Source organism: Clostridium sp. J1101437_171009_A5 (assembly GCF_015547905.1).
GTDB classification, from domain to species: domain Bacteria; phylum Bacillota; class Clostridia; order Oscillospirales; family Oscillospiraceae; genus Pseudoflavonifractor_A; species Pseudoflavonifractor_A gallinarum.
On sequence record NZ_JADMVY010000008.1, the window covers coordinates 99,138 to 122,944 of the forward strand.

The following is a 23,807-nucleotide window of genomic DNA, read 5'->3' on the forward strand; positions in this document are numbered from 1 at the left end:
TCAGACATTCCACCTTTCGTCTTATTGTGCCCCGGATCTTACCGGGACCCTTCGACATCTCTAATAGTAACAAACTGGTAACGAGAATACAAGCACTCCCCAATACAATTTTCTATCTTTTTCCCAAAGCTGTAACGGGTGGCAGAAAAAAGACCCGCCGCGCATTGCGCGGCGGGGGAGAGCGTACCCAAACAGGGCAGTACACACGCTGTTTTTCCGGTTATGGCGCAGCGTAAAATGCCTCAGGATTCTTCGCCATAGGGAGGGCTTCCTTCATCCATACGAATCCCCTGCAAAAATGGAACCAGTTGAAATATGTTTCGTCTATCCTCATAAAAAGCAGAGAAAGGTGGATGTACTATGACAGAGAATGTTCGGCAAGGGCTTCATGGGACGGCGTCATCCTGAACGAGCTCGATCCGACCATTCGCGGATAGGAAATAAAAACGAAATCCCCCCATCCCGAACGCTCCCAGGAGGAGCGGGGATGGGGGGATTTGTCTGCTTATTTCGTGGCCCAGTTGCCGGTGGCGCTGGCCTTCAGATAGGCGTTGATGAAACCGTCGATGTCGCCGTCCATGACCGCGTTGATGTTGCTGGTCTCATAGGCGGTGCGGTTGTCCTTCACCAGCTGGTAGGGCATGAAGACGTAGGAGCGGATCTGGCTGCCCCACTCGATCTTGAGCTGTACGCCCTTGATGTCGGAGATCTTTTCCAGATGGGCCTCCATCTTGAGCTGCACCAGGCGGGAGCGGAGCATCCGCATACAGTTGTCCCGGTTCTGGAACTGGCTGCGCTCGGTCTGGCAGGAGACCACCACGCCGGTGGGCTTGTGGATCAGGCGCACGGCGGAGGAGGTCTTGTTGACGTGCTGGCCGCCCGCGCCGGAGGAGCGGTAGACCTGCATCTCGATGTCCTCGGGACGGATGTCCACCTCCACGTCGTCCGGGAGCTCGGGCATGACCTCCACCGCGGAGAAGGAGGTCTGACGGCGGGCCTGGGCGTCGAAGGGGGAGACGCGCACCAGACGGTGCACGCCGTGCTCGCTCTTCAGATGGCCGTAGGCGTTCTCGCCGGAGATGGTGATGGTGGCGCTCTTGATGCCGCCCTCCTCACAGTCCTGATAGTCCATGGTCTTGCAGGCATAGCCGTGGCGCTCGGCCCAGCGGGTGTACATCCGGTAGAGCATCTGGGCCCAGTCCTGGGCCTCGGTGCCGCCGGCGCCGGCGTGGATGGTCAGGATGGCGTTGGAGTTGTCATACTCCCCGGTGAGCAGGGAGGAGAGGCGGGCCTCCTCGATGTCGGCCTCCAGCTTGGCAAAGCCCTCCTCCAGCTCGGGCAGGAGGGAGTCGTCCTCCTCCTCATTGCCCATCTCGCACAGGGTCATCAGGTCGGACCACTCATTCCGGCGGCGCTCCTGGCCCTCCAGCTTGCTCTTGAGCTGGGAGATGCGCTGCTGGACCTTCTGGGCCTTCTCCAGGTTGTTCCAGAAACCGTCGGAGGCGCTCTCCGACTCGAGCATCTCCACCTCACGGGCGGCGGCCTCCAGCCCCAGGGCCTGGTCCAGATCGTCCAGGTCGGGCACGATGTTATTCAGTTTTACCTTATATTCGTCAAATTGAAGCATGATACACACTCTCACTATTTGATGATGGTTTAGCTTTCCTATTATATACAAGAAACAGCGAGATGTAAAGTAAAACTGTGAATAATCCGCAAAAAGAGTACCTTATTCAGCGCTGGCTGACCAGCCAGTCCGGCCCGGTGGGCTCGGTACGGAAGATGAGATCGTCCACATCCTCCCTGGGCGGGGCGGCGGGCGGAACGGGGCGGGGATCGGGATCGGGCATGAGGGCTCCTCCTTTCTCTGGGTCTGGAATCGGGCGTCCATGGGACGTACAGACCAGTATATGCGTTTCCCGTTTCAAAATGTGTCTAAGGGGGACGGAAAAAAAGTTGGAAAAAAAGCTTGACATCCACAGATGGGTGTGGTATTCTAATTGAGCACTCAGGAAGTGCACGAGACTGGAACGCCGGAGTGGCGGAATTGGCAGACGCCCGGGACTTAAAATCCTGTGGGACTCAAATCCCGTGCCGGTTCGATCCCGGTCTCCGGCACCATATCGCGGGATAGAGCAGCTTGGTAGCTCGTCGGGCTCATAACCCGGAGGTCGTAGGTTCAAATCCTACTCCCGCAACCATACAGAAAAGCGACTTGTTTCGACAAGTCGCTTTTTGTTTTATCCAAACGCCGGAGGAGGGCGGTTTTGTGGAGGATCTGGAGCAATTGAAGGAGTGCGTCCTGTTCCGGGGCGCGGCGGGCGCGGCCCTGGAGCGGCTGGCGGGTACCGTGGAGGAACTCCCCGCCGGGCGCATCGTGATCCAGGCGGGGGAGACCCTCGCCCGCCTGGGGATCTTGCTGGAGGGGACCATGCGGGCGGCCAAGCTGGAGGAGAACGGGGCGGAATTTCTCTACCAGCAGCTCCTGCCCGGCTATCTGGTGGCGGGAGAGGTGCTGTGCACCCCACGGCGCACCTGTCCCTACACGGTCTACACCCAGAGCCCCTGCCGGGTGTGGTGGGTGCCCTGGGAGGAGCTGCGGGGGGAGGGGCTGCCGGTGGAGCTGCGGCTGGCCCTGCTGGAGAACCTCCTCTTCTTCGTGGGCAACCAGAACATGAAGAAATACTACAAGATCGACGCTCTCTCGGTGAAGAGCGCCCGGGCGCGCATCCTGAAATACCTCACCGCCCAGGCCGCTTCCCCAACGCCGTCCACCGTGCCCGCCACGCCGGCCGCCACGCCCACGGCCTCTCCCGCCGGGGAGAGCCTGGAGGGGCACAGCCTGCTCATCTTCTGCGGGGCGGGCATGAAGGAGCCCTTCTCCGCCATCGCCCAGGCCTTTGAGGAGGAGACCGGCTGCACGGTGGAGGTGACCTATGCCAACGCCGCCCAGATCCAGACCCAGATCAACACCGCCCAGGAGGGAGATTTCTTCATTGCCGGCTCGGAACAGGAGGTCAAGCCCGTGGCCGAGCTGGTGGAGGACTCCACCCCTCTGGTGCGACACATCCCGGTGATCGCGGTGCAGACGGGCAATCCCAAGGGGATCGCCTCCCCCGCCGACCTGGCCGGGGAGGGGGTGCGGGTGGTCATCGGTGACCCGGAGGCCACCCCCATCGGAAAGATCGCTAAGCAGGTCTTTGCCGACTTCGGCCTGACCGATCAGGTGGACATCGTCTCCCAGACCACCACCGCCCCCGCCATGACCACCGCCCTGGCCGCCGATGAGTGCGACGCGGTGGTGGTGTGGAAGGAGAATGTGAAGGAGGGGGAGGCCGAGATCGTGCCCAGCGAGGAGATGGAAGCCTACATCAAGACCATCCCTGCCGCCCGGCTGACCTGCTCGGACGCCCCGGAGGCCGCCGATGCCCTGGAGGAGTTCCTGGCCGGGGAGACGGCCCGCTCCATCTGGACCGGCTGCGGCTATGAGCTGGCGGAGTAAGACCCCCTTTCACCCCCTGGAGTGGGTGAGCCTGGTGCTGCTGCTGGCGGTGCTGGGGTATGTGGCGGTCAACCTGTGGGCGGTGGTGGCCGGGGGACTGCCCCATCTGGGGGAGGCCCTGGGGCAGCGGGAGACCCGCTTTGCCCTGTGGCTGAGCCTGTGGACCACCACGGTGTCCACCCTGCTGTGCGTGCTCATCGGCATCCCCTGCGCCTACCTGCTCGCCTGCCGGGAGCTGCCCGGCCGGGGACTGGCCCGGGCGGTGCTGGAGCTCCCCCTGTCCTTACCCTATCTGGTGCTGGGTCTGTGCCTGTTGACGGTGTGGTCCTCCCCCGCCGGGAAGGCCCTCAAGGAGCTGGGGCTGCGCATCGTCTTTGACCCCAAGGGGATCGTGGCCGTCCACCTGCTCATCAACCTGCCCTTTGTGATCCACCTGGCCGCCGAGGCCTTTGAGCGGGTGGACCCGGAGCTCCCCCTCACCGCCCAGACTCTGGGGGCCACCCGGATGCAGGCCTTCCGGTATGTGACCCTCCCCCTGTGCGTGCCCAGCCTTGCCTCGGCGGTGCTGCTGGCCTGGAGCCGGGGCATCGGGGAGTTTGGGGCCACCCTCATGCTGGTGGGGGTGACCCGGATGAAGACGGAAACCCTGCCCGGGAGCATCTATCTCCACATCTCCACGGGCGAGAATGATCTGGCGCTGGCCACGGCGCTCCTCCTCCTGCTCCTCTCCCTGTCGGTGCAGGGGGTGAGCCGCCTGGCCGGACGGAAAGGAAGCGACTATCTATGACGTCAAAGGAGCTCTATAAGACCCTCCGCCGCTCCCTGGAGGGGGTACTGGCGGAGGAGGGAATGGAGGCCGAGCGGGTGGAGATCAACGCCCGGGGCCTCACCCCCGAGGAGGCCATCGGCCACACCCAGCGCACCGATTTCCCCATCCTCACCGGAAAGGAGGTCATGCTCATGGCCACCTTCCGGGGTGCCATGGGACAGGCCTTCACCGACGCCCCGGCCCGGTTTGAGGGCACCCTCCGGGACATCCTGTCCCTGGATCTGGAGGGGGACCCCCACGCCCGGGGGCTCTTTATCGCCTCCCTCAACGCGGTGATGAAGGCCCTGGGCCGGGCCGACAACACGGTCCACTGCAAGGACGGCGGCCCGGAGTTCTGCGCCCGGCACATGGCCGACTGGGTGGCCGAGACCTACGGCGCCCCCAAGATCGCCCTGGTGGGCTTCCAGCCCGCCCTCATCGGCGCCCTCTCCCAGCGCTTCCCCCTGCGGGTGCTGGACCTGAACCCGGACAACATCGGCAAGGAGAAGGACGGCTGCCCCGTGCTCTCGGGAGAGAAGTGCCGGGAGGAGACGGTGGCCTGGGCCGATCTGGTGCTCTGCACCGGCAGCACCCTGTGCAACGGCACCATCGTGGACTACCTGGACCTGGACAAAGAGGTGGTCTTCTTCGGCACCACCCTGTCGGGTGCCGCCCCCATCCTGGGGCTGAAGCGGGCCTGCTTTGCCGACGAGAGCATGAAATAAGATGATAAGATGAAATGGAAACGCCCTCTGTTCCCCATGAGCGGAACAGAGGGCGTCAGACTGTCAAAAAAGTGTACATCTGCGATTGGCGCTGCAAGAGCCTCGCAGAGTTCCGCCGTCCGCAGACGGCGGAAAAAGTCAAAATCGTGTTTTCCGGCGGCGTGTACGTCGGAAAACACTCTGCTCAGGCCGCAAGTGTGCGAGCGCAAGCGAGTGCATGAAGGGGCCTGCATCCCCTTCTCAAAAATGCCTGCATTTTTGAGAAGCGTGTCGAAGTTCTTCGACACGCTGACGCCCCTGGTTCCCAAAAGCGGAACCGGGGGCGGTTTTGCTATCCTTCGGCGGGGGGCGCGGAGCGGAGCTGGTCCAGCTTGTAGGCCACCCGGAGCTGGAGCTGGGTCTCCACGTCGTGGATGGGCAGGCCCAGCAGCCGCTCGATCTGGGTCACCCGGTAGACCACCGTGTTGTAGTGGCTGTGGAGGAGCTGGGCGGTCTTCTGGGTGTTGCACCCGGCCTCCAGATAGACCCGCAGGGTCTCCAGCAGGGCGGTGCGGTGGCTGGCGTCGTACTCCCGGAGGGGGCGGAGGAATTTGTTCTGATACTGCTCCACCGCCTCGTCCTCGGGCAGGAGGGCCAGGAGGTAGAGGATGCCCAGCTTGTCGTAGGTGATGATGTGATCCCGGATGCCGCAGCGCTGGCTGATGCTGCTCACCGTGCGGGCCTGCTGGTAGGCCTTGGGCAGGTCCTGGACCGGATAGGCGCTGCTCAGACAGAAGCTCATGTCCCCCTTGTCCATGATGTAGTTGAGCTTTTCCGTGAGGAGGGAGAGCTCCCGCAGGGAGGCCGCCGCGTCGGGGCGGTCCTCCACCACCAGGATGAGCTTCCCCTCCAGCACGGTGAACATGATGTTGGAGTCCAGATTGCGGATGATGTGGCGGATCACGTTCACGTCCTGGCTGCGGAAACGCCCGGCGGAGCGGGTGGTGTTCAGGTTGACGATGGCCACATAGTAGGACTGGTCGGCCCGGACCGGATACCCGTCGCTCTGGGCGGCAACGCAGATGTGGATGGCGTCCCCCAGGCGGCCGAAGAGCCAGTTCTCCACGAACTGCTGCTTGTACTTCCGGCGCAGCTTCTTCAGGGCCAGGGCGTTTTTCATCTCGGCGGCCAGCAGGTGGCGCACCCGGTTGATGACCTGCTGGTCCACCGGGCTGAGGGGGCCGTAGTACTCCGGGATGATGATGCGGATGCCCGTGGGGCCGCCGATGTCGAAGAAGTGGACGGGGACCTGTTCGCTCTTTCCCTCCCGCCGGATGGTGAGGGTGTGGCGGTTGGTGCGCTTGTAGAGCTGGCGGATGATGTCGTCCTGCAGGGGCTCCAGCAGGAGGGAGCGGCTCTGGGGAGAGACCAGAAGCTCATTCTCCTCGTCAAAGATCATCACCGGGTTGGCGATGACCTCCTCCACGGCCAGAAGGGTCTGCTCCGGATCGTCCGAGCGGAGAAAGGCCCCCAGCAGCCGCTCCATCTTGTCCTGGATGACCTGGAAGGAGTGGGTCTCCCGCTGGAAGAGGGCCTCCATGCTCTCCTGCACGATGTTGGAGAAGATGGCCGTCATGGGCAGCTCCACCAGGGGGAAGTTCAGGGCCTGGGCCTCTTCCACCACCGCCTGGGGCAGTCCCTGGCGGAAGCGGGTGGGCTTGAGGCACAGGACGGCCACCCCCTTGTCCCGGATGCGCCGCAGCTGGGTCAGCAGCAGCTCATCCTGCCCCCGGAAGGCATAGCCCGAGCTGATGATACAGTCCCCCGCCTCGCCCCAGTCGGAGAGCTGTGCCCCCTCGATCACATTGGCGCGGAGAATGGCGCGGCCGATCTGATCCGCACCGGCGCGCAGAAGGGCCCCCTCCATGGCGCTGAGCTGGAGGAGGTCTCCCAGGGTAAAATCCAGGGATGGGTCGGGGGCGGTGGGTGTTCGGTGCATGGCTGGTACCTCCTCTGTCTGGGTAAAAAAGGCCGGACGGGCACGTTTTCCCTTTATACGGCCGGTTTGACACCCAATCATTATAGTCTTTTTCACTGAAAAGGCAAGAGAAGAACCGGGTGTTTTCCGTCGCTTTTGTGAACGCTTCCCAAAATTGCACGAATCAAATTGGTGTCAGACCACATTGTTTTGGTGGAAAGTGCCAGTTATAATAGGGCATGTGAACCAAGGCAGCCCTTAGGTTGGTCCTACCAACCGGAAGAAGACCGCCGGGGGCCTCTGATTGGAAAGAAACGGGGAATCACAGTGAAAGAATATGTCTATACGGTCAAAAGCAGTCTGGGCATGCACGCCCGCCCCGCCGGAATGTTCGTCAAGCTGGCCAAGCAGTGTGAGTCAGTCATCGAGGTCTGCAAGGGCGATAAGCGGGTCAATGTCAGCCGCATCCTGGCAGTGATGGGCATGGGCATTCAGCAGGGCGATACCATTACCCTCACCGTAGAGGGGCCGGACGAGGAGACGGTGTTTCCTCAGCTCCGGCAGATCTGTGAGGAAAATCTGTAAACAAACCGCGGGAAGGGAGGAGCCCTTCCCCGGGAGACGGGAATAGGAGGAATGTGACTATGAGACGACTGGGTAAGATTTTCCGGGAAGACGGCCGCACCGTCATTGTGGCCATGGACCACGGCATGGGGATGAACGTCAACCCCGCCCTGGACCGGACCGGTGAGATCCTGGAGGCCATCGTGGCCGGCGGCGCCGACGCCGTGCTGACCACCTACGGCATCGCCAGCAAGTACGCCGACATACTGCGCCATGTGGGACTGATCCTCCGCTGCGACGGCGGCTACTCCGCCATCCCCAGCGCCGCCAACGGCCATCCCCGGATGCTCTTCTCGGTGGAGGACGCCCTGCGCCTGGGCGCCGACGCGGTGGCCTGCAACGGCTTCCCCGGCACTCCCACCGAGCAGGACTGCATGAAGAACGTGGCAGAGCTCTCGGCCCAGGGCCGGGCCTGGGGGATGCCGGTCATGGCCGAGATGCTCCCCGGCGGCTTCGGCAACGAGGTGCCCAAGACGGTGGAGAACGTCCGCCTGGCCGCCCGGACCGGCTGTGAGTACGGCGCCAGCATCATCAAAACCACCTTCACCGGCACGCCCGAGGAGTTCCGGGGGGTCATCGAGGCCTCCTACCAGCCCGTGGTGGTGCTGGGCGGGGAAAAGACCAGCCAGCTCTCCGACCTCTTCGTCTGCATCGAGCAGGCCATCTCGGTGGGTGCGGCCGGCGTGGCCATCGGCCGCAACGTGTGGAAGCATCCCGACCCCGAGGCCGTGACCCGGGCGCTGGTGGATCTGGTCCACAACGGCAAGCGGGCCGCCGACATCCAGGGCCTGTAAGAGAGGAGGGGAGCGACATGATTCCGGAAACCATGAAAGCCATCGTCGTGACCGAGCCCCGCAAGGCGGAGGTCAAAGAGCTCCATACCCCCGTCCCCGCCGCCGGCGAGGTGCTGGTGCGGGTGGAGAAGGCGCTGATCTGCACCTGGGAGCAGCGGATCTTCTCCGGCGGCGACGTGGCCCTTCCCTTCGTGCCCGGCCATGAGATCTCGGGTACCGTGGCCGCCATCGGCGAGGGGACCTTCGCCAACGTAAAGGTGGGGGACAAGGTCGTGGTCAAGACCTTCGACAGCTGCGGACAGTGCGAGCAGTGCTACCGGGGCCATGACAACGAGTGTACCGGCAACGCGAAAAAACGGTTCTATGACGGCATCCCCGGCACGGGAGGCTTCGCACAGTACCTGGCTATCGGCTCCGAGCGGGTCTATGCCCTGCCGGACAAGGAGGCCGACCTCTCGGTGGCCGCCTTTGCCGAGCCGCTGGCCTGCTGCCTGGGCAGCCTGGACCAGGGCGAGGTGGACTTCGGCGAGGACGTGGTCATTGTGGGCGGCGGCATCATGGGCCAGCTCCACAATGTGCTGTGCAAGAAGCGGGGCGCCCGCACCATCCTGATGGAGCCCGACCCCGCCCGGCGGGAGATGGCCAAAAAGATGGGGGCCGACGTGGTGGTGGACCCCACCCAGTGCGATCCCATCCAGACCATCCTGGAGCTGACCGGCGGCCGGGGCGCCCACGTGTGCTTCTACACCGTCAACGTGCTCTCTCTGGCCCAGGATTATCTGGAATGTCTGGCCAAGCGGGGCCGTATGGTATATTACGGCTCCTTCCATCCCAGCGGACCCATCCAGATCGACCCCAACAAGATCCATTACAGTGAAAAGCGCATCACCGGCTCTTACAGCCCCACCGCCAGACATTTCTGGACAGCGTCCCGGCTTCTGGGGTATCATCTGATCGATGTGGAGCCCTTCATCACCGAGCGCTATGCCATGGAGGATTGCCAGACCGCCTTTGAGCGGGCCTCCAGCCCGGAGACCTACCGGGTCCTCATCGATTTGAGCGGGGATTGACCGTATCCCTGAAGCGGAAAGGAACGAAACAGCGTGATCAATTTGATTCTGATTAGCCATGGCGCCTTTGCAGCCGGTGTGCGGGAGGCGGCCGAGATGATCCTGGGCCCCCAGGAGAACCTGGAGGTGTTCGGCCTCTACCCGGGCGACACGGTGGAGACCTTCTCCCTCAAGCTGGAGCAGGCCATCGACGCCTTCGGAGACCCGGATCACACCCTGATCCTGGCCGACCTGCCCAGCGGCACGCCGTCCAACACCGCCATGCTGATGGTGATGAAGCACCATGTGCACGCCCTGTCGGGTTACAATCTGCCCGCCCTGCTGGAGCTGCTCACCCTCCGGGAAGAGATGGAGGCCGGGGAGCTCATCGCAGCGGCCACCGAGGCCGGACGGGAGGGCTTTGTCAACGCCGAGCAGGTGATCGCAGAAAGGGAGGAAACCGTATGAGCGTGGTATTTTACCGCATTGACGACCGCCTGATCCACGGACAGGTGATGACGGGGTGGAGCAAGGTCTATCAGGCCACCCGGATCTTCGTGGTGGACGACAAGACCGCCCAGGACCAGTTCCTGTGCCAGGTCATGAAGATGGCGGTCCCCCGGGATTACGACGTACACATCTACACGGTGGAGCAGGCCCTGGAGGCCATCGCCAACGATCCCCCCGAGCTGCGCACCATCGTGCTGGCCAAGACCCCCGATGTGATGCAGCGCCTGCTGGAGGGCGGCGCCCCCATGAAGGAGCTCAACCTGGGCGGCATGGGCTATGTGGCCGGCCGGAAGATGATCCTGCGCAACATCCAGGTCTCTCCCGCCGAGCTGGAACAGCTCCAGGCCATCGCCGCCAAGGGGGTGCGGGTGTTCTGCCAGATCGTGCCCGACGGCAAGTGCATCGAGATCGACAAGGTCAAGCTGTAACACCTGTATTTTCTCCTGCGCGCCCATGAAAACTCCGCGGGGAACCGACGGCGGGGGACGAAAGGAGGGCGTTGCCTGCCGTACTGATAGATTGTCCCGGATTCTGAGCGAATGAAAAGAGGAGGTCATTTGTTATGAGTTGGTTGCAAGCCCTGATTATCGGAGTGCTCTACTATCTCTCCGACGCACCCTGGTTCTTCGGTGAAGGATATTACGTGCTCCAGCGTCCCATTGTGGCAGGCTTCCTGACGGGCCTGGTCATGGGCGATCCCGTGACGGGCACCATCATCGGCGCCACCATCAACCTGATCTATCTGGGCCACCTGAACGTAGGCGGCTCCATGCCCTCCGACATGGCCGTGGCCGGCTACATCGGCACCGCCCTGGCCATCGCCACCAACGTCAGCACCGAAGTGGCTCTGGCCATCGCCGTTCCCCTGGGCCTGCTGGGCACCATCTGGTGGGTCGGCAAGATGACCATCGACTCCTTCTTCGTCCACTGGGCCGACAGCTATGCGGCCAAGGGCGATGAGAAGGGCGTCATGCTCATGAACTGGCTGCCCAGCGCCGTGATGATGCTGGTCTTCAAGGTCATCGTGGCCGTGGTCATCCTCATGGCCGGCGTGCCTCTGATGGAGAGCTTCCTGAACGTGGTGCAGGGCACCAACATCCTCCACGCCCTGGAGGTGGTGGGCGGCCTGCTGCCCGCCCTGGGCATCGGCCTGAACCTGCGTGCCATCCTGAAGAACGAGACCATGCCCTTCCTGCTGGTGGGCTTCCTGCTGGTGGCCTACTTCCAGATCAGCATCGTGGGCGTGGCCATGTTCGGACTGGTCTTTGCCCTCATCTACATGCAGATGAATCAGAAGGAGGATGCGAGCTATGGCGGCTAATGTGGAAAACAATGCGGTCCAGGAGACCGATAAGCGGATTAAGCTGGACAAGAAGGACATCCGCCGCTCCTACTGGCTGTGGCAGTTCTTCTCTCACGCCAACTACAACTACGAGCGCATGCAGGGCGGCGCCTTCGCCATGTGCATGGCGCCCATCATCAAAAAGCTCTATCCCGACCGGGAGGAGAAGATCGCCGGCCTTCAGCGCCACCTGACCTTCTTCAACACCAACCCCAACGTGGGCGCGGTCATCCACGGCGCCGTCATCTCCATGGAGGAGGAGCGGGCCAACGGAGCCGAGATCAGCGACGAGGCCATCAACGCCGTCAAGACCGGTATGATGGGCCCCATGGCCGGCATCGGCGACGCGCTGGACCAGGGCGTCATCATCCCCCTGGTGGTGGCTCTTGGTATCAGCTTCGGCAGCACCGGAAACCTCTTCGGGCCCCTGCTGGTCCTCATCGGCCTGCCCATCATCCTGATGCTCATCGCCTACAACTGCTGGATGAAGGGCTATTCCCTGGGCAGCAGCGCCATCACCGCCATGCTGGCCGGCGGCCGGATGAAGCAGCTCATCGGCGCGGCGGGCATCCTGGGCTGTACCGTCATGGGCGGCCTGGTGGCCACCTCCGTCAGCTTCAAGACCGCCATCGCCTTCAACATCGGAGAGCAGGCCTTCGATCTGCAGAGCCAGCTCTTTGACGCGATCATGCCGGGTCTTCTGCCTCTGGGCGTGACCCTGGGCGTCTACGCTCTGCTGCGGAAGGAGAAGTTCACTTCCATCCAGATCATGCTGGGTCTGGTCGTGATCGGTTTTGTCGGCGGAATGGTCGGCATCTTCTGATCGAAACCGAGCAAGCCGGGCGGCAGACCTGCCGTCCGGCTCGTTTTTACAGGAGGGACATGGACTATGACCACATTACATGGACAGGGGGTCAGCCGTGGCGTGGCCATCGGCCCCATCCACCGCCTGGGGAGCGGCCCGGCCGAGCTCCGGCCCAGGAGCGGCGCCGTGCCCGAGGAGGAGCTGGCGCGCTTTGAGGCGGCCCGTGCCCAGGCCGGCGTGGAGCTGGAGGAGATCTACCAGCAGACGCTGGAGACCCTGGGGGAGGAGAACGCCCTGCTCTTCCAGATCCACCAGATGGTGCTGGAGGACCCGGATTTCTGCGAGGGGGTGGAGGAGCGCATCCGTGACGGAGCCGACGCGGCCTATGCCGTGCAGGAGGCCTCTCGGGACGCGGCCGCCGCCTTCGCCGCCATGGACAACGACTATATGCAGGGCCGGACCGCCGACGTGCTGGACATCGGCGCGCGGCTCATCCACATCCTGAACGGGACGGAGGAGGAGGCCCTGGTCCTCACCGAGCCGGCCGTCCTGGCCGCCGAGGACCTGGCCCCCAGCCAGACCGCCCGCCTGGACCGGAGCAAGGTGCTGGCCTTCGTGACGGCGGGCGGCTCGGTCAACTCCCATACGGCCATCTTTGCCCGCACCATGGGCATCCCGGCGGTGGTGGGCCTGGGCCGCTCCCTGGAGCTGCTCTCCCAGGGCCGGGAGGTGGCGGTGGATGGGAGCACCGGCGAGGTGGTCGTGGCCCCCGACGGGGCGGTCCGGGCGGAATTTGAGGCCCGGCAGAGCGCCGCCTGCGCCGAGCGGGCGGAGGCCGAGTGCTACCGGGGCCGGGCCAGCGTGACCCGGGGCGGTCGGAAGATCGAGCTGTGCGCCAACGTGGGCGGCCCGGAGGACATCGAGGCCGCCCTGGCGGGAGACGCCGAGGGCATCGGTCTCTTCCGCAGCGAGTTCCTCTACCTCCAGCGCAGCGACTACCCCGATGAGGAGACCCAGCTGAGTGCCTACCGGGATGTGCTGGAGCGGATGGGGGGCAAGCGGGTGGTCATCCGCACCCTGGACATCGGCGCCGACAAGCAGGCCGACTACTTCCAGCTCCCTCCCGAGGAGAACCCCGCCATGGGCATGCGGGCCATCCGCATCTGCCTGACCCGGCCGGAGGTCTTCCGCACCCAGCTGCGGGCGCTGTACCGGGCGTCGGTCTACGGGAAGCTGGCCATCATGTTCCCCATGATCACCTCCCCCGCCGAGGTGCGCTCCGTCCTGGAGGCGGCCGCCGCCGTCCGGGGGGAGCTGGACGCCGAGGGCATCCCCTATGCCGGAGATGTGGAGCTGGGCATCATGATCGAGACCCCGGCCGCCGCCCTCCTCAGCGAGGAGCTGGCCCGGCAGGTGGACTTCTTCAGCGTGGGCACCAACGACCTGACCCAGTACACCCTGGCCCTGGACCGCCAGAACGCCAGCGTGGCCTGCTTTGACGACCCGGAGCACCGGGCGGTGCTCCGCCTCATCGCCATGGCCGCCGAGAACGCCCACCGGGCGGGCATCTGGATCGGCATCTGCGGCGAGCTGGGGGCCGACCCGTCCCTCCTCCAGACCTTCCTGGACCTGGGGATCGACGAGCTGTCCATGAGTCCCGGCGCCATCCTGCGCACCCGGATGCAGGTGTGCCAGATGGGGCAGTGATCCTGAAAAAAGAAGTGCGCCCCCGGTTCCAAACCAGCGGAACCGGGGGCGCGTCTGCGCGGCGGGAGAGCGGGTCAGCGGGGGCGGGAGAGGGAGAGCTCCTCCGCCCGGTACCAGCGGCGGGTGCCGTCCTCAAAGAGCACCCGGAACACGCCCTCCTCCCCCACCTCCACGATGGTGCCCTCGGGCCGGATGGCCGGGCGGCAGCCCACACAGGCGCCGGCGGTCACCACCACCCGGGTCAGGAGGGGAATGGTCTGCTTGCACGTGACATTCATAGCGATACACTCCTCTGTTTCAGCGGCGTGTCCCCGGCGGGGACGGCCCTTGTCGATGTATCCTATGCCGGGAAAGGGAAATTCAGAACCGGAAGGAGAGCCCCCATCCCAGAGGCGGGCAGAAGGGCACCGGATGGAGGAAAATCCATCCAAAAAGCCGCGGCTTTGTGAAAAACAGTTCAGAAAAGGGCAAGAATCGCCAGTTTATTTTCCACATCGTACCGTTGCCGGGCGGGGGGATCTATGCTATACTAAAGCCGGTGAAAATCTGTTTTACAGCCTGCGATAGAACCATTCAATAAAGGAGGGAATTTTTCATGCGCCTGACCAATATTAAGGATGTCCAGAAGTTTATCGACGTGGTCAACTCCTGCGAGCACGAGGTCTACCTGAAGTCCCTGGAGGGGGATATCTTCAACCTGAAGTCCTCCATGTCTCAGTACATCGCCATCGGCCGTCTGATCCAGGAGTCCGGCTCTTCTCTGGAGCTCTTCGCCAACGATAAGAACGACCAGATCCGCCTGATCAACTTCCTGCACGAGCTGAACGCGGAGTAAACAACGCACAGGAGGGCCGCACCTGCCGGAGAGATCCGCGGGTGCGGCCTTTTTGCCGGAGGGAACGACCATGAATCTGAAGCTCACCATCCAATACGACGGCACCCGCTACGACGGCTGGCAGCGCCAGGGCAACACAGGCAACACCATCCAGGGCAAGCTGGAGGGGGTGCTCTCCCGCATGGCGGGGGAGGCGGTGGAGATCCACGGCGCCGGGCGCACCGACGCGGGGGTCCACGCCCAGGGCCAGGTGGCCAGCGTCCGCCTGCCGGGCACATGGGAGCCCGGGGAGGTGCGCGCCTATCTCAACCGCTATCTCCCCGAGGACATCGCCGTGATCGGCGTGGAACCGGCGGGGGAGCGCTTCCACGCCCGGCTCAACGCCGTGGGCAAGACCTACCGCTACGCCATCCGCCTGGGGGATGCCCCCGACGTGTTCCGCCGGAAGTACCAGCTCCGGGTGGAGGAGACGCTGGACCTGGCGGCCATGGAGCGGGCGGCCGCCGTCCTGACCGGACGGCACGACTACCGCTCCTTCTGCTCCAACCGGCGCTTCAAGAAGTCCACCGTGCGCACGGTGGACGCCATCCGGATTGTGCGCCGGGGGGACGACCTGGACCTCACCTTCCACGGGGACGGCTTCCTCTACCACATGGTGCGCATCCTCACGGGAACTCTGCTGGAGGTGGGCACCGGAAAGCGCGCCCCCGAGGAGATGGCGGCCATCCTGGCCGCCCGGGACCGCTCCGCCGCCGGTCCCACCGCCCCGCCCCAGGGGCTCGCCCTGGTGGAAGTGGAATATCCATAAAATAAGCCCGCCGGACGGAAAAGTCCGGCGGGCTTCAGGCCGTCGATAAAATGGATTTCTGCGATTTTAGATGCAGGAGCCTCGCAGAGTTCCGCCGTCCGCAGACGGCGGAAGAGGGTCAAATCGTGTTTTCCGGCGGCGTGTACGTCGGAAAACACTCTGCTCAGGCCGCAAGTGTGTGGCCCTTCGGGCCATGCGCGCGGCGGCCTGCATCCCCTCGAAAAAATGCTTGCATTTTTGAGAAGCGTGTCGAAATTTTTCGACACGCTTTGTTTTATCAGGCGGGACGGATGACCAGCTCCCGGATGAGGCCGGAGACCGGGTCATAGCTCTCGATGGTGGCCAGAGCGTGGTTGACCTGGCCGCCGTAGTTGATGTAGAGGTTCACGGTGCGCTCGTCCACGATGCGGGGGTCCAGTACGGACAGCCCGCCCAGGACGAATTTGTTGTGGTAGAACATCTCCACCGCCCAGCGGCCGTAGATGTAGTAGTTCTCATTCTTGATGCGCAGGGGGCAGTAGTCGAACAGGCGGCACTCGTCGGCAAAACAGGCGGCCATGGCCTTGTGATCCTTTGCCTGAAGGGCGCGGACAAAATCAGCGATGATCATAGCAGGTCCCTCCTCAATACACTTTTTCCGAGTTGAGCAGCGCGTCGGTCCCGCCGTCCACAAAGAGCACCACGCCGTTGACGCCGTGGGCCTCGGGGGAGGCCAGGAAGGCGATGGCGTTGGCGATGTCACTGGGGTCCATCAGCTCGCCGCTCTCATAGTTGACGGGCACGGGCAGAGCCTCCACAGCCGCGCGCTGCTCGGGGGAGAGGCCGTCGGTCATGGCGGTACGGACGTTGCCGGGGGCCACTGCGTTGAGCCGCACCCCCTGGGCCCCCCAGCTGGCGCTCATCCGCCGGGCCCAGCGGGCCAGGGCGTACTTGGTGGCCGCGTAGAAGGAGTGGGCCGCCCGGGGATCGTAGTCCTTCACCAGCTCCAGGATGCGCGCCTCGTCGGCCTGGTTGTTGAGCATGCCCACCACGTCCATCCGGGCCGCGCCCTGGACGATGGAGTTGGAGGAGGTGACCACACAGCTGCCGCCCTTTTTCTTCAGAAGGTCGAAGGCTCCCGCGGCCATCTCGGTGGCCCCGAAGTAGTTCAGGGAGATGATGAGGGGAATGTTCCGGTTGATCCCCGCGTTGCAGATCATGGCGTCGATGCCGTCCGGGTAGCGGCGGTGCAGCTCCTCCAGCGCGGCGGAGCGCCCGGCGGGGGTGGCCAGGTTGGCGTTGATGTCCCCGTCCTTCAGGTCGATGTTGACGGTCTCATGGCCCCGCTCCTTCAGAATTTCCACCGTGCGCTTGCCGATGCCGCTGGAGCCGCCGGTGATGACGTAGATGCCCATAGATACTCCTCCTAACAATTTGTTTTCTTATCTAACAATAAGTTTGATGTCAAAAGTACAAAAAGTAAACTGTGAAGTATTACAAATAAAACGGAGAAGAAAACATGCAAAACGGTCAAATTATCCAAAAAGAAGCCGGGCGAATCTGTGATTTTTTTCACGATTCGTCTAATTTATTTTTTCACAAAGAGAGGGGGCCTTTTTGCCGGGGAAGGGGGCTGATTCTCGCCGGAGAGTTTGCTATAATAGAAGCAATCTTGCCCTCCGTCCCGCCGGACGGAGGGCCATCTGTCACCGAGGAGGGACTTCCATGCACGAGAGAGCGGAAAAGACGCCCTGGGCCGCCCGGGCATGCTATGCCCTGGGAGGACTGGCCGCCGGCCTCTTCCTGGGGGTGCGCCTGGCGGCCTTTCTGGTCCAGGCCCGGGGCATCACACTGCCGCTGGGGGCGGCATTGGCCCTGGGGCCCCTGCTGGCCCTGCTGGGCGGGCTGTGCGCCCCCCTGGTGAACGGCCATCTGGCCCGGTACGCCTTCGGCGGGCAGCGGGCGGGGTGGGTCCTCTACCCCCTGTGCGTGGTCTTTGCCCTGCGCTTCCGGGGGCTGGTGCTGGACCGGGCCGTGGAGGGGGGCGGGATCGCCCTCTCCCGGGGGATGAACCTGCTGGTCCCGGCGGGGGGCGGGATTTTGCTGGCCCTCTTCCTCCTGCACCTGCTCTTCGCCCTGCGGGAGTGCCTGGGCGGGGCGGGGACGTGGCTGCGGGGCCTCTCCCGGCGGGATGTGTGCGCCATCCTGGTCCTGTGGGGGCTGGTCAACCTGCTGGTCTACGCCTACGCCCGGGGGAGCGCCACCATTTACAGCTGGGACAGCGCCATCTACTGGCGCAGCACCTACTCCCTGGCCGAGACCTTCCGGGACCAGGGGATCGCCGCCGCCCTGAGCCGGGTGTATGAGTCCATCTTTACCACCGACTACAACGACACCATCGGCCTGCTCTGTGTCCCCTTTGCCCTGCTCTTCGGGCCCTCCCGGCTGGTCTATCTCATGTCCATCGGGAACTTCTGCCTCTTTCCCACCCTGCTGCTCCTCTGGGGGTACGCCCGCAGCCTGCGCCCCCGGGGCTATTGGCTCCCGGCCGCCGGGATGCTGGCCTTGCCCTCCCTCTTTTACACCTCGGTGACCGGCTATGTGGACATCGCCGGGACCGCGGTGGCTCTGGGGGCCCTCCTCCTCCACCTGAAGGAGCCGGGGAAGGGCCGCTTCTCCCGCTATCTGCTGATCGGACTGCTGGCCGCCGGGGCGGTGGTGCTGCGGCGGTGGTACGCCTTCTACGCCCTGGCCTTCCTGCTGGTCCTGTGCGTGGAGGCTCTCGCCTTCCGCCGCTCCCCAGCCCCGGTGCTGGGGTACCTGTGCGGCTTCGGCTTCCCGCTGCTCTACTTCCTCCAGACCTTTGTCTCGGGGCGCCTCTTGGCCGACTACGCCCAGATGTACGCCGCCTATGACCTGGGGCTGGGGGTGGATGTGCGCATCCTCCAGCGGTATTACGGGCTCTTCCTCCTGCTGGCAGCAGTGGCCCTGGGGCTGTGGCTGTGCCGGGGGAAGGCCACCCGGCGGCAGGCCCTCTTCCTCCTGCTGGAGCCGGCGGTGTGCGCCTTCCTCTTCGTCCATGTCCAGTCCCACGGACAGCAGCACCTGCTCCTCTACGCCCCGGCTCTGGCCTGCCTGCTGGTGCTGGGCTTCCACTACCTGGCCGGGCGGGGGAGACTGGGCGTGATTTTGACGGCGGCCATCGTGCTCCCCACCGCCCTGAGTCCCGCCCTGCCCCGGGTGCAGTCGGGGATCATCCAGGACTATCCCCTCATCCAGATGCTGCCCACCTTCTCCTACGCCCCGCCCCGGCGGGAGGACGCCTATGAGATGGTGGAGCTCATCCGCCGCCTGGACGAGTTCGGAGCGGAGGGGAAGAAGGTGGGGGTGCTGGCCTCCTCCTTCGTCCTGAACCAGAGCGCCCTGGTCAACGCGGAGGACTCCCTCAACCTGCCCCGGGTGTCCGACGTGGACCGGGACGAGTATCTGGTCAACCTGGCCGCCGTGGACCAGCGGGACGGCTTCTGGGACAGCATCTACACCTGCGACATCCTGGCCGTGGCCGATCCCATCCAACTCCACCTGGGGGAGGAGAACCAGCAGGTGGTCTGGGCCCCCGCCCACTGTCTGCTGGAAGGGGAGGCCATCGCCGGGGCCTACCGGAAGCTGGACGAGACCTTCGTGCTGGAGAGCGACGGCATCACGGTCTATTTCTTCGAAAAGCTGCGGGAGCCCACGCCGGAGGAAAAACAGGAGCTGGCCGACCTCATCCACCAGGTCCACCCGGAGATGGAGATCCACACAGGAGCTTAGAGCGTATGAAAAAGGGGCCGCGCTTCCAGAAAGAAGCGCGGCCCCTCGGACTATTCGTAAGAAGGATCTCTGCGGTTGCGGCAAGAGCCTCGCAGAGTTCCGCCGTCCGCAGACGGCGGAAGGAAGTTGAATCGTGTTTTCCGGCGGCATGTACGTCGGAAAACACTCCCCTCAGGCCGCAAGCGTGCGCCCTAAAGGGGCGTGCGACGCAGCGGACTGCATCCCCTCTCAAAAATGCCCGCATTTTTGAGAAGCAGCGTGTCGAACCGGTTCGACACGCGGTTAAAAAGACAAAGCGTGGCGGTGGGTCCAGCGGTGATAGCGGGCCTGCTCCTCCTCGTCGGCAAAGGGCTGGCCGTACTGCCGGGCGGCGACCACCTGGGCACTCTGGGCGGTGTCGGCCAGGGCGGCGTCCTGGGGAGCGACGCACTCCCCCGCCACCACGGCGGCCAGGGACTCGCACTCGCTGTCACTGAAGCGGGCGAGCAGGTGGAGGAAGCTGCGCAGATCCTCCCCGTCGGAGAAGACGCCCGCGCAGATCTTCAGGGACGCGGCACAGGCGGCCAGGCAGGGGTCATCCCCCAGCTCCTCGGCCATGTTCCAGGCGATGGTCCCTGCGCTGGCCATGTGCAGGGCGGTCCAGGCTGCCTCTTCCCCGGACCCCAGACGGGTCAGCAGCGCCGATTGCAGGGTAAAAAGTCGATTCATACCAGTTCACGTCCCTTTCGGAGATTGGTTCCCCCGCCCGGGAGAAACGGCGGGAGGCGAGTGTTTCCTTCTATATTGAAAGTCATTATAGCACACCCCCCGACAGGGGGGAAGTATGGAAGAAATTCTTGTGGACTACGCCGTCTATTTTCGTATAACTGGTATTTATTTTGGGCAAAAACACAATGAAAATGGTTTCTTTCTGTAAAAAATAGCTTACAAAGCGGAATCGGGGCGGGCCGCTTGCAATTTGGAGGGGAATATGCTATACTGTCTCACAATGATGCAGGCGCATCCAATCTGTGTGGAAGGAGCAGGTGAGCCCAGGTGGACGAACCTCCCTTGTGTCAACAGAATCGAGCGATTTTTAGGACAGCCTTACTCCCGTGGTGAGATAGGGCTGTCCTTTCCTGCGTTGAGACGAAAACCAATCTTATGATGAAAATGGAGTTGATGAGTTCCCCTATGGGCAGTGACAGTATTGGAATGTTGATCGCAATCGTGATCCTGGTGGCCATGTCGGCCTACTTTTCCGCCACCGAGACGGCCTTTACCTCCCTCAACCGCATCCGGCTCAAGAGCCGGGCGGACAACGGCGACCAGCGGGCCGCCCGCACCTTAGCGCTGGCAGAGAGCTATGACAAGCTCCTCTCCACCATCCTGATCGGCAACAACGTCGTGAACATCACGGCCACCACCGTGTCCACCCTCTTCTTCGTGAAGCTGCTGGACGAACAGAGCGGCCCCGCCGTCTCCACCGTGGTGCTCACCATTGTGATCCTGATCTTTGGCGAGATCTCCCCCAAGAGCCTGGCCAAGGAGTCCCCCGAGGCCTTCGCCATGTTCTCCGCGCCCCTGCTGCGGTTTTTCATGGTGGTGCTGACCCCGGCCAACTTCCTCTTCAGCCAGTGGAAGCGCCTGCTCTCCAAGCTCTTCCATAACGCCTCCAACGACGGCATCACTGAGGAGGAGCTGGTCACCATGGTGGACCAGGCCGAGACCGAGGGCGGGCTGGACCAGCACGAGAGCCAGCTCATCCGGGCCGCCATCGAGTTCAACGACCTGGAGGTGGAGGAGATCCTCACCCCCCGGGTGGACATCGTGGCGGTGGAGGACACCGACTCCATGGACGAGATCGCCCGGGTCTTTGCCGAGAGCGGCTTCTCCCGCATTCCGGTCTACCATGAGGACATCGACGACGTGGTGGGCGTGATCCACGAGAAGGACTTCCACGCCGCACGCTTCCGCGGCCGGGAGGATGTGAGCTCCTTTATGAGCAACGTGCTCTACACCACCGGAAACACCAAGATCTCGGACCTGCTGCGCGTCCTCCAGAAGGAGAAGGCCCACATGGTCATCGTGGTGGACGAGTACGGCGGCACCGAGGGCCTGGTCACCCTGGAGGACATCGTGGAGGAACTGGTGGGCGAGATCTGGGACGAGCACGACGAGGTCATCGAGGAGTTCAAGAAGCAGGAGGACGGCAGCTACCTCATCTCCTGCAACGCCGACCTCACCGATCTCTTCGACCTCTTCTCCATCCGGGGCGAGTGCGACGCCAATACCGTCTCCGGCTGGGTCATGGAACAGATCGGCCGGGTCCCCGAGGAGGGGGACCGCTTCCAGGCCGAGGGCCTGGACGTGACGGTCACCCGGGTGGACCACCGCCGGGTCATGGAGATCCGGGTGGAGGTCCTCCCCGAGGAGGACGCCGAGTCCGTGGAAAAGGAAAAATAAAGAAAACAAGGGCGTGCCGGAGTTCCGGCACGCCCTTCAGGCTGTCGATAAAGTGAATTTCTGCGATTTTAGATGCAAGAGCCTCGCAGAGTTCCGCCGTCCGCAGATGGCGGAAGAAGGTCAAATCGTGTTTTCCGGCGGCGTGTACGTCGGAAAACACTCTGCTCAGGCCGTAAGTGTGTGGCCCTTCGGGCCATGCGCGCGGCGGCCTGCATCCCCTCGAAAAAATGCTTGCATTTTTGAGAAGCGTGTCGAAGTTTTTCGACACGCTGAAGGGCGTGCCGGAGTTCCGGCACGCCCTTTGTGCGTGTATGGGGTTATTTCTTGGCGGGGGGATTGGGCTCCATGGAGTCGAAGACGCCCTTGGCGCTGGCGCACAGACCGGCCAGACCCTGGATCTCGCTGGGAATGATGATCTTGGTGGCTCGTCCGTCGGCGGCGGCCTGGAAGGCCTCCAGCGCCTTGATCTTGACCACCTGGTCGTTGGGGTTGGCCTTGTTGAGCATCTCGATGGAGTCGGCCAGGGCCTGCTGCACCTTGAGGATGGCCTCGGCCTTGCCTTCGGCCTCCAGGATGGCGGCCTGCTTGGCCGCGTCGGCCCGCAGGATGGCCGACTGCTTCTCGCCCTCGGCCACCAGGATCTGAGACTGCTTCTGGCCCTCGGCCTGGAGGATGGACTCCCGGCGCTCGCGCTCGGCCTTCATCTGCTTCTCCATGGCGTCCTGGATCTCTCTGGGCGGGATGATGTTCTTGAGCTCCACCCGGTTGACCTTGATGCCCCAGGGGTCGGTGGCCTCGTCCAGAAGGGTGCGCATCTTGGTGTTGATGATGTCCCGGCTGGTGAGGGTCTGGTCCAGCTCCAGCTCGCCGATGATGTTGCGCAGGGTGGTGGCGGTCAGGTTCTCAATGGCGCTCATGGGGTGCTCCACACCGTAGGTGTAGAGCTTGGGATCGGTGATCTGGAAGTAGATCACGGTGTCGATCTGCATGGTGACGTTGTCCTTGGTGATGACCGGCTGGGGGGCGAAGTCCACCACCTGCTCCTTGAGGGAGACCGCCTTGGCCACCCGCTCAAAGAAGGGGACCTTGAAGTGGGGACCCACGCCCCAGACCTCGTGGAAGGCGCCCAGGCGCTCGATGACATAGGCCTTGGACTGGGGCACGAACTTGATGTTGATGACCAGGATCAGCAGGATCAGGACGCCCAGGATACTCAGAATAATGGGTAACATGTACAATTCCTCCTCTTACGCATTTCTTCCAATGTGGTTTGGGAACAGGGGGATGATTCAGGGCTGAGACACAGCGGCAGGGGCGCCTACCGGCTCCACAAAGAGCTTGACGCCCTCCATGCGCACCACCCGCACCCGGGTACCGGCGGGGATGGTCTCCTCCCCGGCGCTGCGGGCCGACCAGTCCATGCCGCGGACCTGGACCGTGCCGGTGGAGCGGAGATTATCGATGGCCTGGGTGACCACGCCCTCCATGCCCAGAACCCGGTCGGCATTGGTGGGGGTGCGCCGGGAGGGGTTCAGGTACTTGAGGGCCATGGGCCGGAAGGCCGCCAGACACAGGGCGGACACCGCCAGGAAGCAGGCGATCTGTGCCCAGATGTTCTCCACTCCGAGGGAGAGGAGCAGCGCGGCCAGCGCACCGGCGGAGAACCAGATGGAGACCAGGCCCACCGTGAGGCCCTCCACCACCAGAAAGACCACCAGGGCCACCAGCCAGAGAATGGTTGGGAGCATACGCGTCCCTCCTTTCATGGGCTCCGGAACGGGGAGACCGGAGCGGAATGGGGGTTGCCGGGGATTTCCGGAAACCTTGGTGGTATCATACCATATTCCCTGTGGAAAATCCACAGCCCTTCCGGGGCGGTTGGGGCGGATTTTGGACGGCTTTGCCCCCTTGGGCCCATCCGGGCGCGTGAAATCGCCTCTTTTCGCGTCCGCGGTCCAAAAGGGTTTGCCTTGCGGGGGAAAATCAGATATACTGGACGGGAAACATAGCTGCGTGTCGAACTGGGTTCGACACGCTTCTCAAAAATGCAAGCATTTTTTCGAGGGGATGCAGGCCGCCGCGCGCATGGCCCGAAGGGCCACAC

At 63.7% G+C, this 23,807-nt stretch carries 23 protein-coding genes and 2 tRNA genes; 17 read left to right on the top strand and 8 right to left on the bottom strand.

Features of this window, described 5'->3' with window-relative positions:
* Window positions 1–505: 505 nt before the first annotated feature.
* Window positions 506–1,627, bottom strand: a complete 1,122-nt coding sequence (gene prfB, locus I2C21_RS11800) for a peptide chain release factor 2 (RefSeq protein ID WP_195279364.1) — start codon at window positions 1,625–1,627, stop codon at window positions 506–508.
* 405 nt (window positions 1,628–2,032) lie between these two features.
* Between prfB and I2C21_RS11805 the strand changes: the two genes are divergently transcribed.
* The 5 genes from I2C21_RS11805 to I2C21_RS11825 all read left to right on the top strand — a co-directional run bounded on the left by I2C21_RS11805 (window position 2,033) and on the right by I2C21_RS11825 (window position 5,035).
* Window positions 2,033–2,121: transfer RNA gene (locus I2C21_RS11805), tRNA-Leu, on the top strand.
* A 3-nt stretch (window positions 2,122–2,124) separates the two neighbouring features.
* A tRNA-Met gene (locus I2C21_RS11810) sits at window positions 2,125–2,201 on the top strand.
* 68 nt (window positions 2,202–2,269) lie between these two features.
* The gene (locus I2C21_RS11815; protein ID WP_195279365.1) at window positions 2,270–3,502 is read left to right on the top strand and encodes a substrate-binding domain-containing protein; all 1,233 of its coding nucleotides are present in this window, start codon (window positions 2,270–2,272) and stop codon (window positions 3,500–3,502) included.
* Window positions 3,486–4,289: an ABC transporter permease gene (locus I2C21_RS11820; RefSeq protein WP_101691780.1), complete on the top strand. Its 804-nt coding sequence runs from the start codon at window positions 3,486–3,488 to the stop codon at window positions 4,287–4,289. The genes I2C21_RS11815 and I2C21_RS11820 overlap by 17 nt, the downstream gene beginning before the upstream one ends.
* Window positions 4,286–5,035, top strand: coding sequence for a Rossmann-like domain-containing protein (locus I2C21_RS11825; RefSeq protein ID WP_195279366.1), 750 nt, complete (start codon window positions 4,286–4,288; stop codon window positions 5,033–5,035). The genes I2C21_RS11820 and I2C21_RS11825 overlap by 4 nt, the downstream gene beginning before the upstream one ends.
* A 331-nt stretch (window positions 5,036–5,366) precedes the next feature.
* Here I2C21_RS11825 and I2C21_RS11830 read toward each other — a convergent pair whose 3' ends face one another.
* Complete coding sequence (locus I2C21_RS11830) at window positions 5,367–7,013, bottom strand: PucR family transcriptional regulator (RefSeq protein ID WP_195279367.1); 1,647 nt, start codon at window positions 7,011–7,013, stop codon at window positions 5,367–5,369.
* Between the two features lie 306 nt (window positions 7,014–7,319).
* Here I2C21_RS11830 and I2C21_RS11835 point away from each other — a divergent pair, with 306 nt between their 5' ends.
* The 8 genes from I2C21_RS11835 to ptsP all read left to right on the top strand — a co-directional run bounded on the left by I2C21_RS11835 (window position 7,320) and on the right by ptsP (window position 13,823).
* Window positions 7,320–7,577 (top strand): HPr family phosphocarrier protein, encoded by a 258-nt coding sequence (locus tag I2C21_RS11835; RefSeq protein WP_180956748.1) that lies wholly within the window; start codon window positions 7,320–7,322, stop codon window positions 7,575–7,577.
* Between the two features lie 59 nt (window positions 7,578–7,636).
* The gene (locus tag I2C21_RS11840; RefSeq protein WP_193538619.1) at window positions 7,637–8,410 is read left to right on the top strand and encodes a class I fructose-bisphosphate aldolase; all 774 of its coding nucleotides are present in this window, start codon (window positions 7,637–7,639) and stop codon (window positions 8,408–8,410) included.
* 17 nt (window positions 8,411–8,427) lie between these two features.
* Entirely contained in the window at window positions 8,428–9,480 is a 1,053-nt protein-coding gene (locus I2C21_RS11845) for a zinc-dependent alcohol dehydrogenase (protein ID WP_101691784.1), read from the top strand.
* Window positions 9,481–9,513: 33 nt separating this feature from the next.
* Window positions 9,514–9,927, top strand: a complete 414-nt coding sequence (locus I2C21_RS11850) for a PTS sugar transporter subunit IIA (protein WP_195279368.1) — start codon at window positions 9,514–9,516, stop codon at window positions 9,925–9,927.
* Window positions 9,924–10,397, top strand: a complete 474-nt coding sequence (locus I2C21_RS11855; RefSeq protein WP_101691786.1) for a PTS sugar transporter subunit IIB — start codon at window positions 9,924–9,926, stop codon at window positions 10,395–10,397. Before I2C21_RS11850 ends, I2C21_RS11855 begins: the two co-directional genes overlap by 4 nt.
* 134 nt (window positions 10,398–10,531) lie before the next feature.
* On the top strand, window positions 10,532–11,290 hold the full coding sequence (locus tag I2C21_RS11860) for a PTS mannose/fructose/sorbose/N-acetylgalactosamine transporter subunit IIC (RefSeq protein ID WP_101691787.1): 759 nt from the start codon (window positions 10,532–10,534) through the stop codon (window positions 11,288–11,290).
* Entirely contained in the window at window positions 11,280–12,134 is an 855-nt protein-coding gene (locus tag I2C21_RS11865; protein ID WP_101691788.1) for a PTS system mannose/fructose/sorbose family transporter subunit IID, read from the top strand. Before I2C21_RS11860 ends, I2C21_RS11865 begins: the two co-directional genes overlap by 11 nt.
* A gap of 66 nt (window positions 12,135–12,200) precedes the next feature.
* Entirely contained in the window at window positions 12,201–13,823 is a 1,623-nt protein-coding gene (gene ptsP, locus I2C21_RS11870; RefSeq protein ID WP_101691789.1) for a phosphoenolpyruvate--protein phosphotransferase, read from the top strand.
* A 74-nt stretch (window positions 13,824–13,897) separates the two neighbouring features.
* Here ptsP and I2C21_RS11875 read toward each other — a convergent pair whose 3' ends face one another.
* Complete coding sequence (locus tag I2C21_RS11875; protein ID WP_101691790.1) at window positions 13,898–14,101, bottom strand: hypothetical protein; 204 nt, start codon at window positions 14,099–14,101, stop codon at window positions 13,898–13,900.
* Between the two features lie 317 nt (window positions 14,102–14,418).
* Between I2C21_RS11875 and I2C21_RS11880 the strand changes: the two genes are divergently transcribed.
* On the top strand, window positions 14,419–14,658 hold the full coding sequence (locus I2C21_RS11880) for a polya polymerase (RefSeq protein WP_101691791.1): 240 nt from the start codon (window positions 14,419–14,421) through the stop codon (window positions 14,656–14,658).
* A gap of 70 nt (window positions 14,659–14,728) precedes the next feature.
* Complete coding sequence (gene truA, locus I2C21_RS11885; RefSeq protein WP_195279369.1) at window positions 14,729–15,466, top strand: tRNA pseudouridine(38-40) synthase TruA; 738 nt, start codon at window positions 14,729–14,731, stop codon at window positions 15,464–15,466.
* Window positions 15,467–15,743: 277 nt separating this feature from the next.
* Here truA and I2C21_RS11890 read toward each other — a convergent pair whose 3' ends face one another.
* Window positions 15,744–16,076, bottom strand: coding sequence for a Cif family virulence factor (locus tag I2C21_RS11890; RefSeq protein WP_101691793.1), 333 nt, complete (start codon window positions 16,074–16,076; stop codon window positions 15,744–15,746).
* A gap of 13 nt (window positions 16,077–16,089) precedes the next feature.
* Window positions 16,090–16,860 (bottom strand): SDR family oxidoreductase, encoded by a 771-nt coding sequence (locus tag I2C21_RS11895; protein ID WP_195279370.1) that lies wholly within the window; start codon window positions 16,858–16,860, stop codon window positions 16,090–16,092.
* 310 nt (window positions 16,861–17,170) lie between these two features.
* On the opposite strand from I2C21_RS11895, the gene I2C21_RS11900 reads away from it, so the two are divergent.
* Window positions 17,171–19,258: a glycosyltransferase family 87 protein gene (locus I2C21_RS11900; protein WP_195279371.1), complete on the top strand. Its 2,088-nt coding sequence runs from the start codon at window positions 17,171–17,173 to the stop codon at window positions 19,256–19,258.
* A 282-nt stretch (window positions 19,259–19,540) separates the two neighbouring features.
* Here I2C21_RS11900 and I2C21_RS11905 read toward each other — a convergent pair whose 3' ends face one another.
* The gene (locus I2C21_RS11905; RefSeq protein ID WP_195279372.1) at window positions 19,541–19,966 is read right to left on the bottom strand and encodes a hypothetical protein; all 426 of its coding nucleotides are present in this window, start codon (window positions 19,964–19,966) and stop codon (window positions 19,541–19,543) included.
* A gap of 465 nt (window positions 19,967–20,431) precedes the next feature.
* Between I2C21_RS11905 and I2C21_RS11910 the strand changes: the two genes are divergently transcribed.
* On the top strand, window positions 20,432–21,703 hold the full coding sequence (locus I2C21_RS11910) for an HlyC/CorC family transporter (RefSeq protein ID WP_193538632.1): 1,272 nt from the start codon (window positions 20,432–20,434) through the stop codon (window positions 21,701–21,703).
* A gap of 317 nt (window positions 21,704–22,020) precedes the next feature.
* Here I2C21_RS11910 and I2C21_RS11915 read toward each other — a convergent pair whose 3' ends face one another.
* Together I2C21_RS11915 and I2C21_RS11920 are read right to left on the bottom strand one after the other, a co-directional pair.
* Complete coding sequence (locus I2C21_RS11915; protein WP_101691797.1) at window positions 22,021–22,935, bottom strand: SPFH domain-containing protein; 915 nt, start codon at window positions 22,933–22,935, stop codon at window positions 22,021–22,023.
* A gap of 57 nt (window positions 22,936–22,992) precedes the next feature.
* Window positions 22,993–23,451, bottom strand: a complete 459-nt coding sequence (locus I2C21_RS11920; RefSeq protein WP_101691798.1) for an NfeD family protein — start codon at window positions 23,449–23,451, stop codon at window positions 22,993–22,995.
* Window positions 23,452–23,807: the final 356 nt, after the last annotated feature.

Coding starts and splice junctions, on each gene's coding strand:
- truA (WP_195279369.1), top strand. CDS start 14,729: ATGAATCTGAAGCTCACCATCCAATACGACGGCACCCGCTACGACGGC.
- I2C21_RS11920 (WP_101691798.1), bottom strand. CDS start 23,451: ATGCTCCCAACCATTCTCTGGCTGGTGGCCCTGGTGGTCTTTCTGGTG.
- I2C21_RS11895 (WP_195279370.1), bottom strand. CDS start 16,860: ATGGGCATCTACGTCATCACCGGCGGCTCCAGCGGCATCGGCAAGCGC.
- I2C21_RS11890 (WP_101691793.1), bottom strand. CDS start 16,076: ATGATCATCGCTGATTTTGTCCGCGCCCTTCAGGCAAAGGATCACAAG.
- I2C21_RS11900 (WP_195279371.1), top strand. CDS start 17,171: ATGCACGAGAGAGCGGAAAAGACGCCCTGGGCCGCCCGGGCATGCTAT.
- prfB (WP_195279364.1), bottom strand. CDS start 1,627: ATGCTTCAATTTGACGAATATAAGGTAAAACTGAATAACATCGTGCCC.
- I2C21_RS11880 (WP_101691791.1), top strand. CDS start 14,419: ATGCGCCTGACCAATATTAAGGATGTCCAGAAGTTTATCGACGTGGTC.
- I2C21_RS11825 (WP_195279366.1), top strand. CDS start 4,286: ATGACGTCAAAGGAGCTCTATAAGACCCTCCGCCGCTCCCTGGAGGGG.
- I2C21_RS11845 (WP_101691784.1), top strand. CDS start 8,428: ATGATTCCGGAAACCATGAAAGCCATCGTCGTGACCGAGCCCCGCAAG.
- I2C21_RS11910 (WP_193538632.1), top strand. CDS start 20,432: ATGGGCAGTGACAGTATTGGAATGTTGATCGCAATCGTGATCCTGGTG.
- I2C21_RS11830 (WP_195279367.1), bottom strand. CDS start 7,013: ATGCACCGAACACCCACCGCCCCCGACCCATCCCTGGATTTTACCCTG.
- I2C21_RS11840 (WP_193538619.1), top strand. CDS start 7,637: ATGAGACGACTGGGTAAGATTTTCCGGGAAGACGGCCGCACCGTCATT.
- I2C21_RS11875 (WP_101691790.1), bottom strand. CDS start 14,101: ATGAATGTCACGTGCAAGCAGACCATTCCCCTCCTGACCCGGGTGGTG.
- I2C21_RS11865 (WP_101691788.1), top strand. CDS start 11,280: ATGGCGGCTAATGTGGAAAACAATGCGGTCCAGGAGACCGATAAGCGG.
- I2C21_RS11915 (WP_101691797.1), bottom strand. CDS start 22,935: ATGTTACCCATTATTCTGAGTATCCTGGGCGTCCTGATCCTGCTGATC.
- I2C21_RS11905 (WP_195279372.1), bottom strand. CDS start 19,966: ATGAATCGACTTTTTACCCTGCAATCGGCGCTGCTGACCCGTCTGGGG.
- I2C21_RS11820 (WP_101691780.1), top strand. CDS start 3,486: ATGAGCTGGCGGAGTAAGACCCCCTTTCACCCCCTGGAGTGGGTGAGC.
- I2C21_RS11860 (WP_101691787.1), top strand. CDS start 10,532: ATGAGTTGGTTGCAAGCCCTGATTATCGGAGTGCTCTACTATCTCTCC.
- ptsP (WP_101691789.1), top strand. CDS start 12,201: ATGACCACATTACATGGACAGGGGGTCAGCCGTGGCGTGGCCATCGGC.
- I2C21_RS11855 (WP_101691786.1), top strand. CDS start 9,924: ATGAGCGTGGTATTTTACCGCATTGACGACCGCCTGATCCACGGACAG.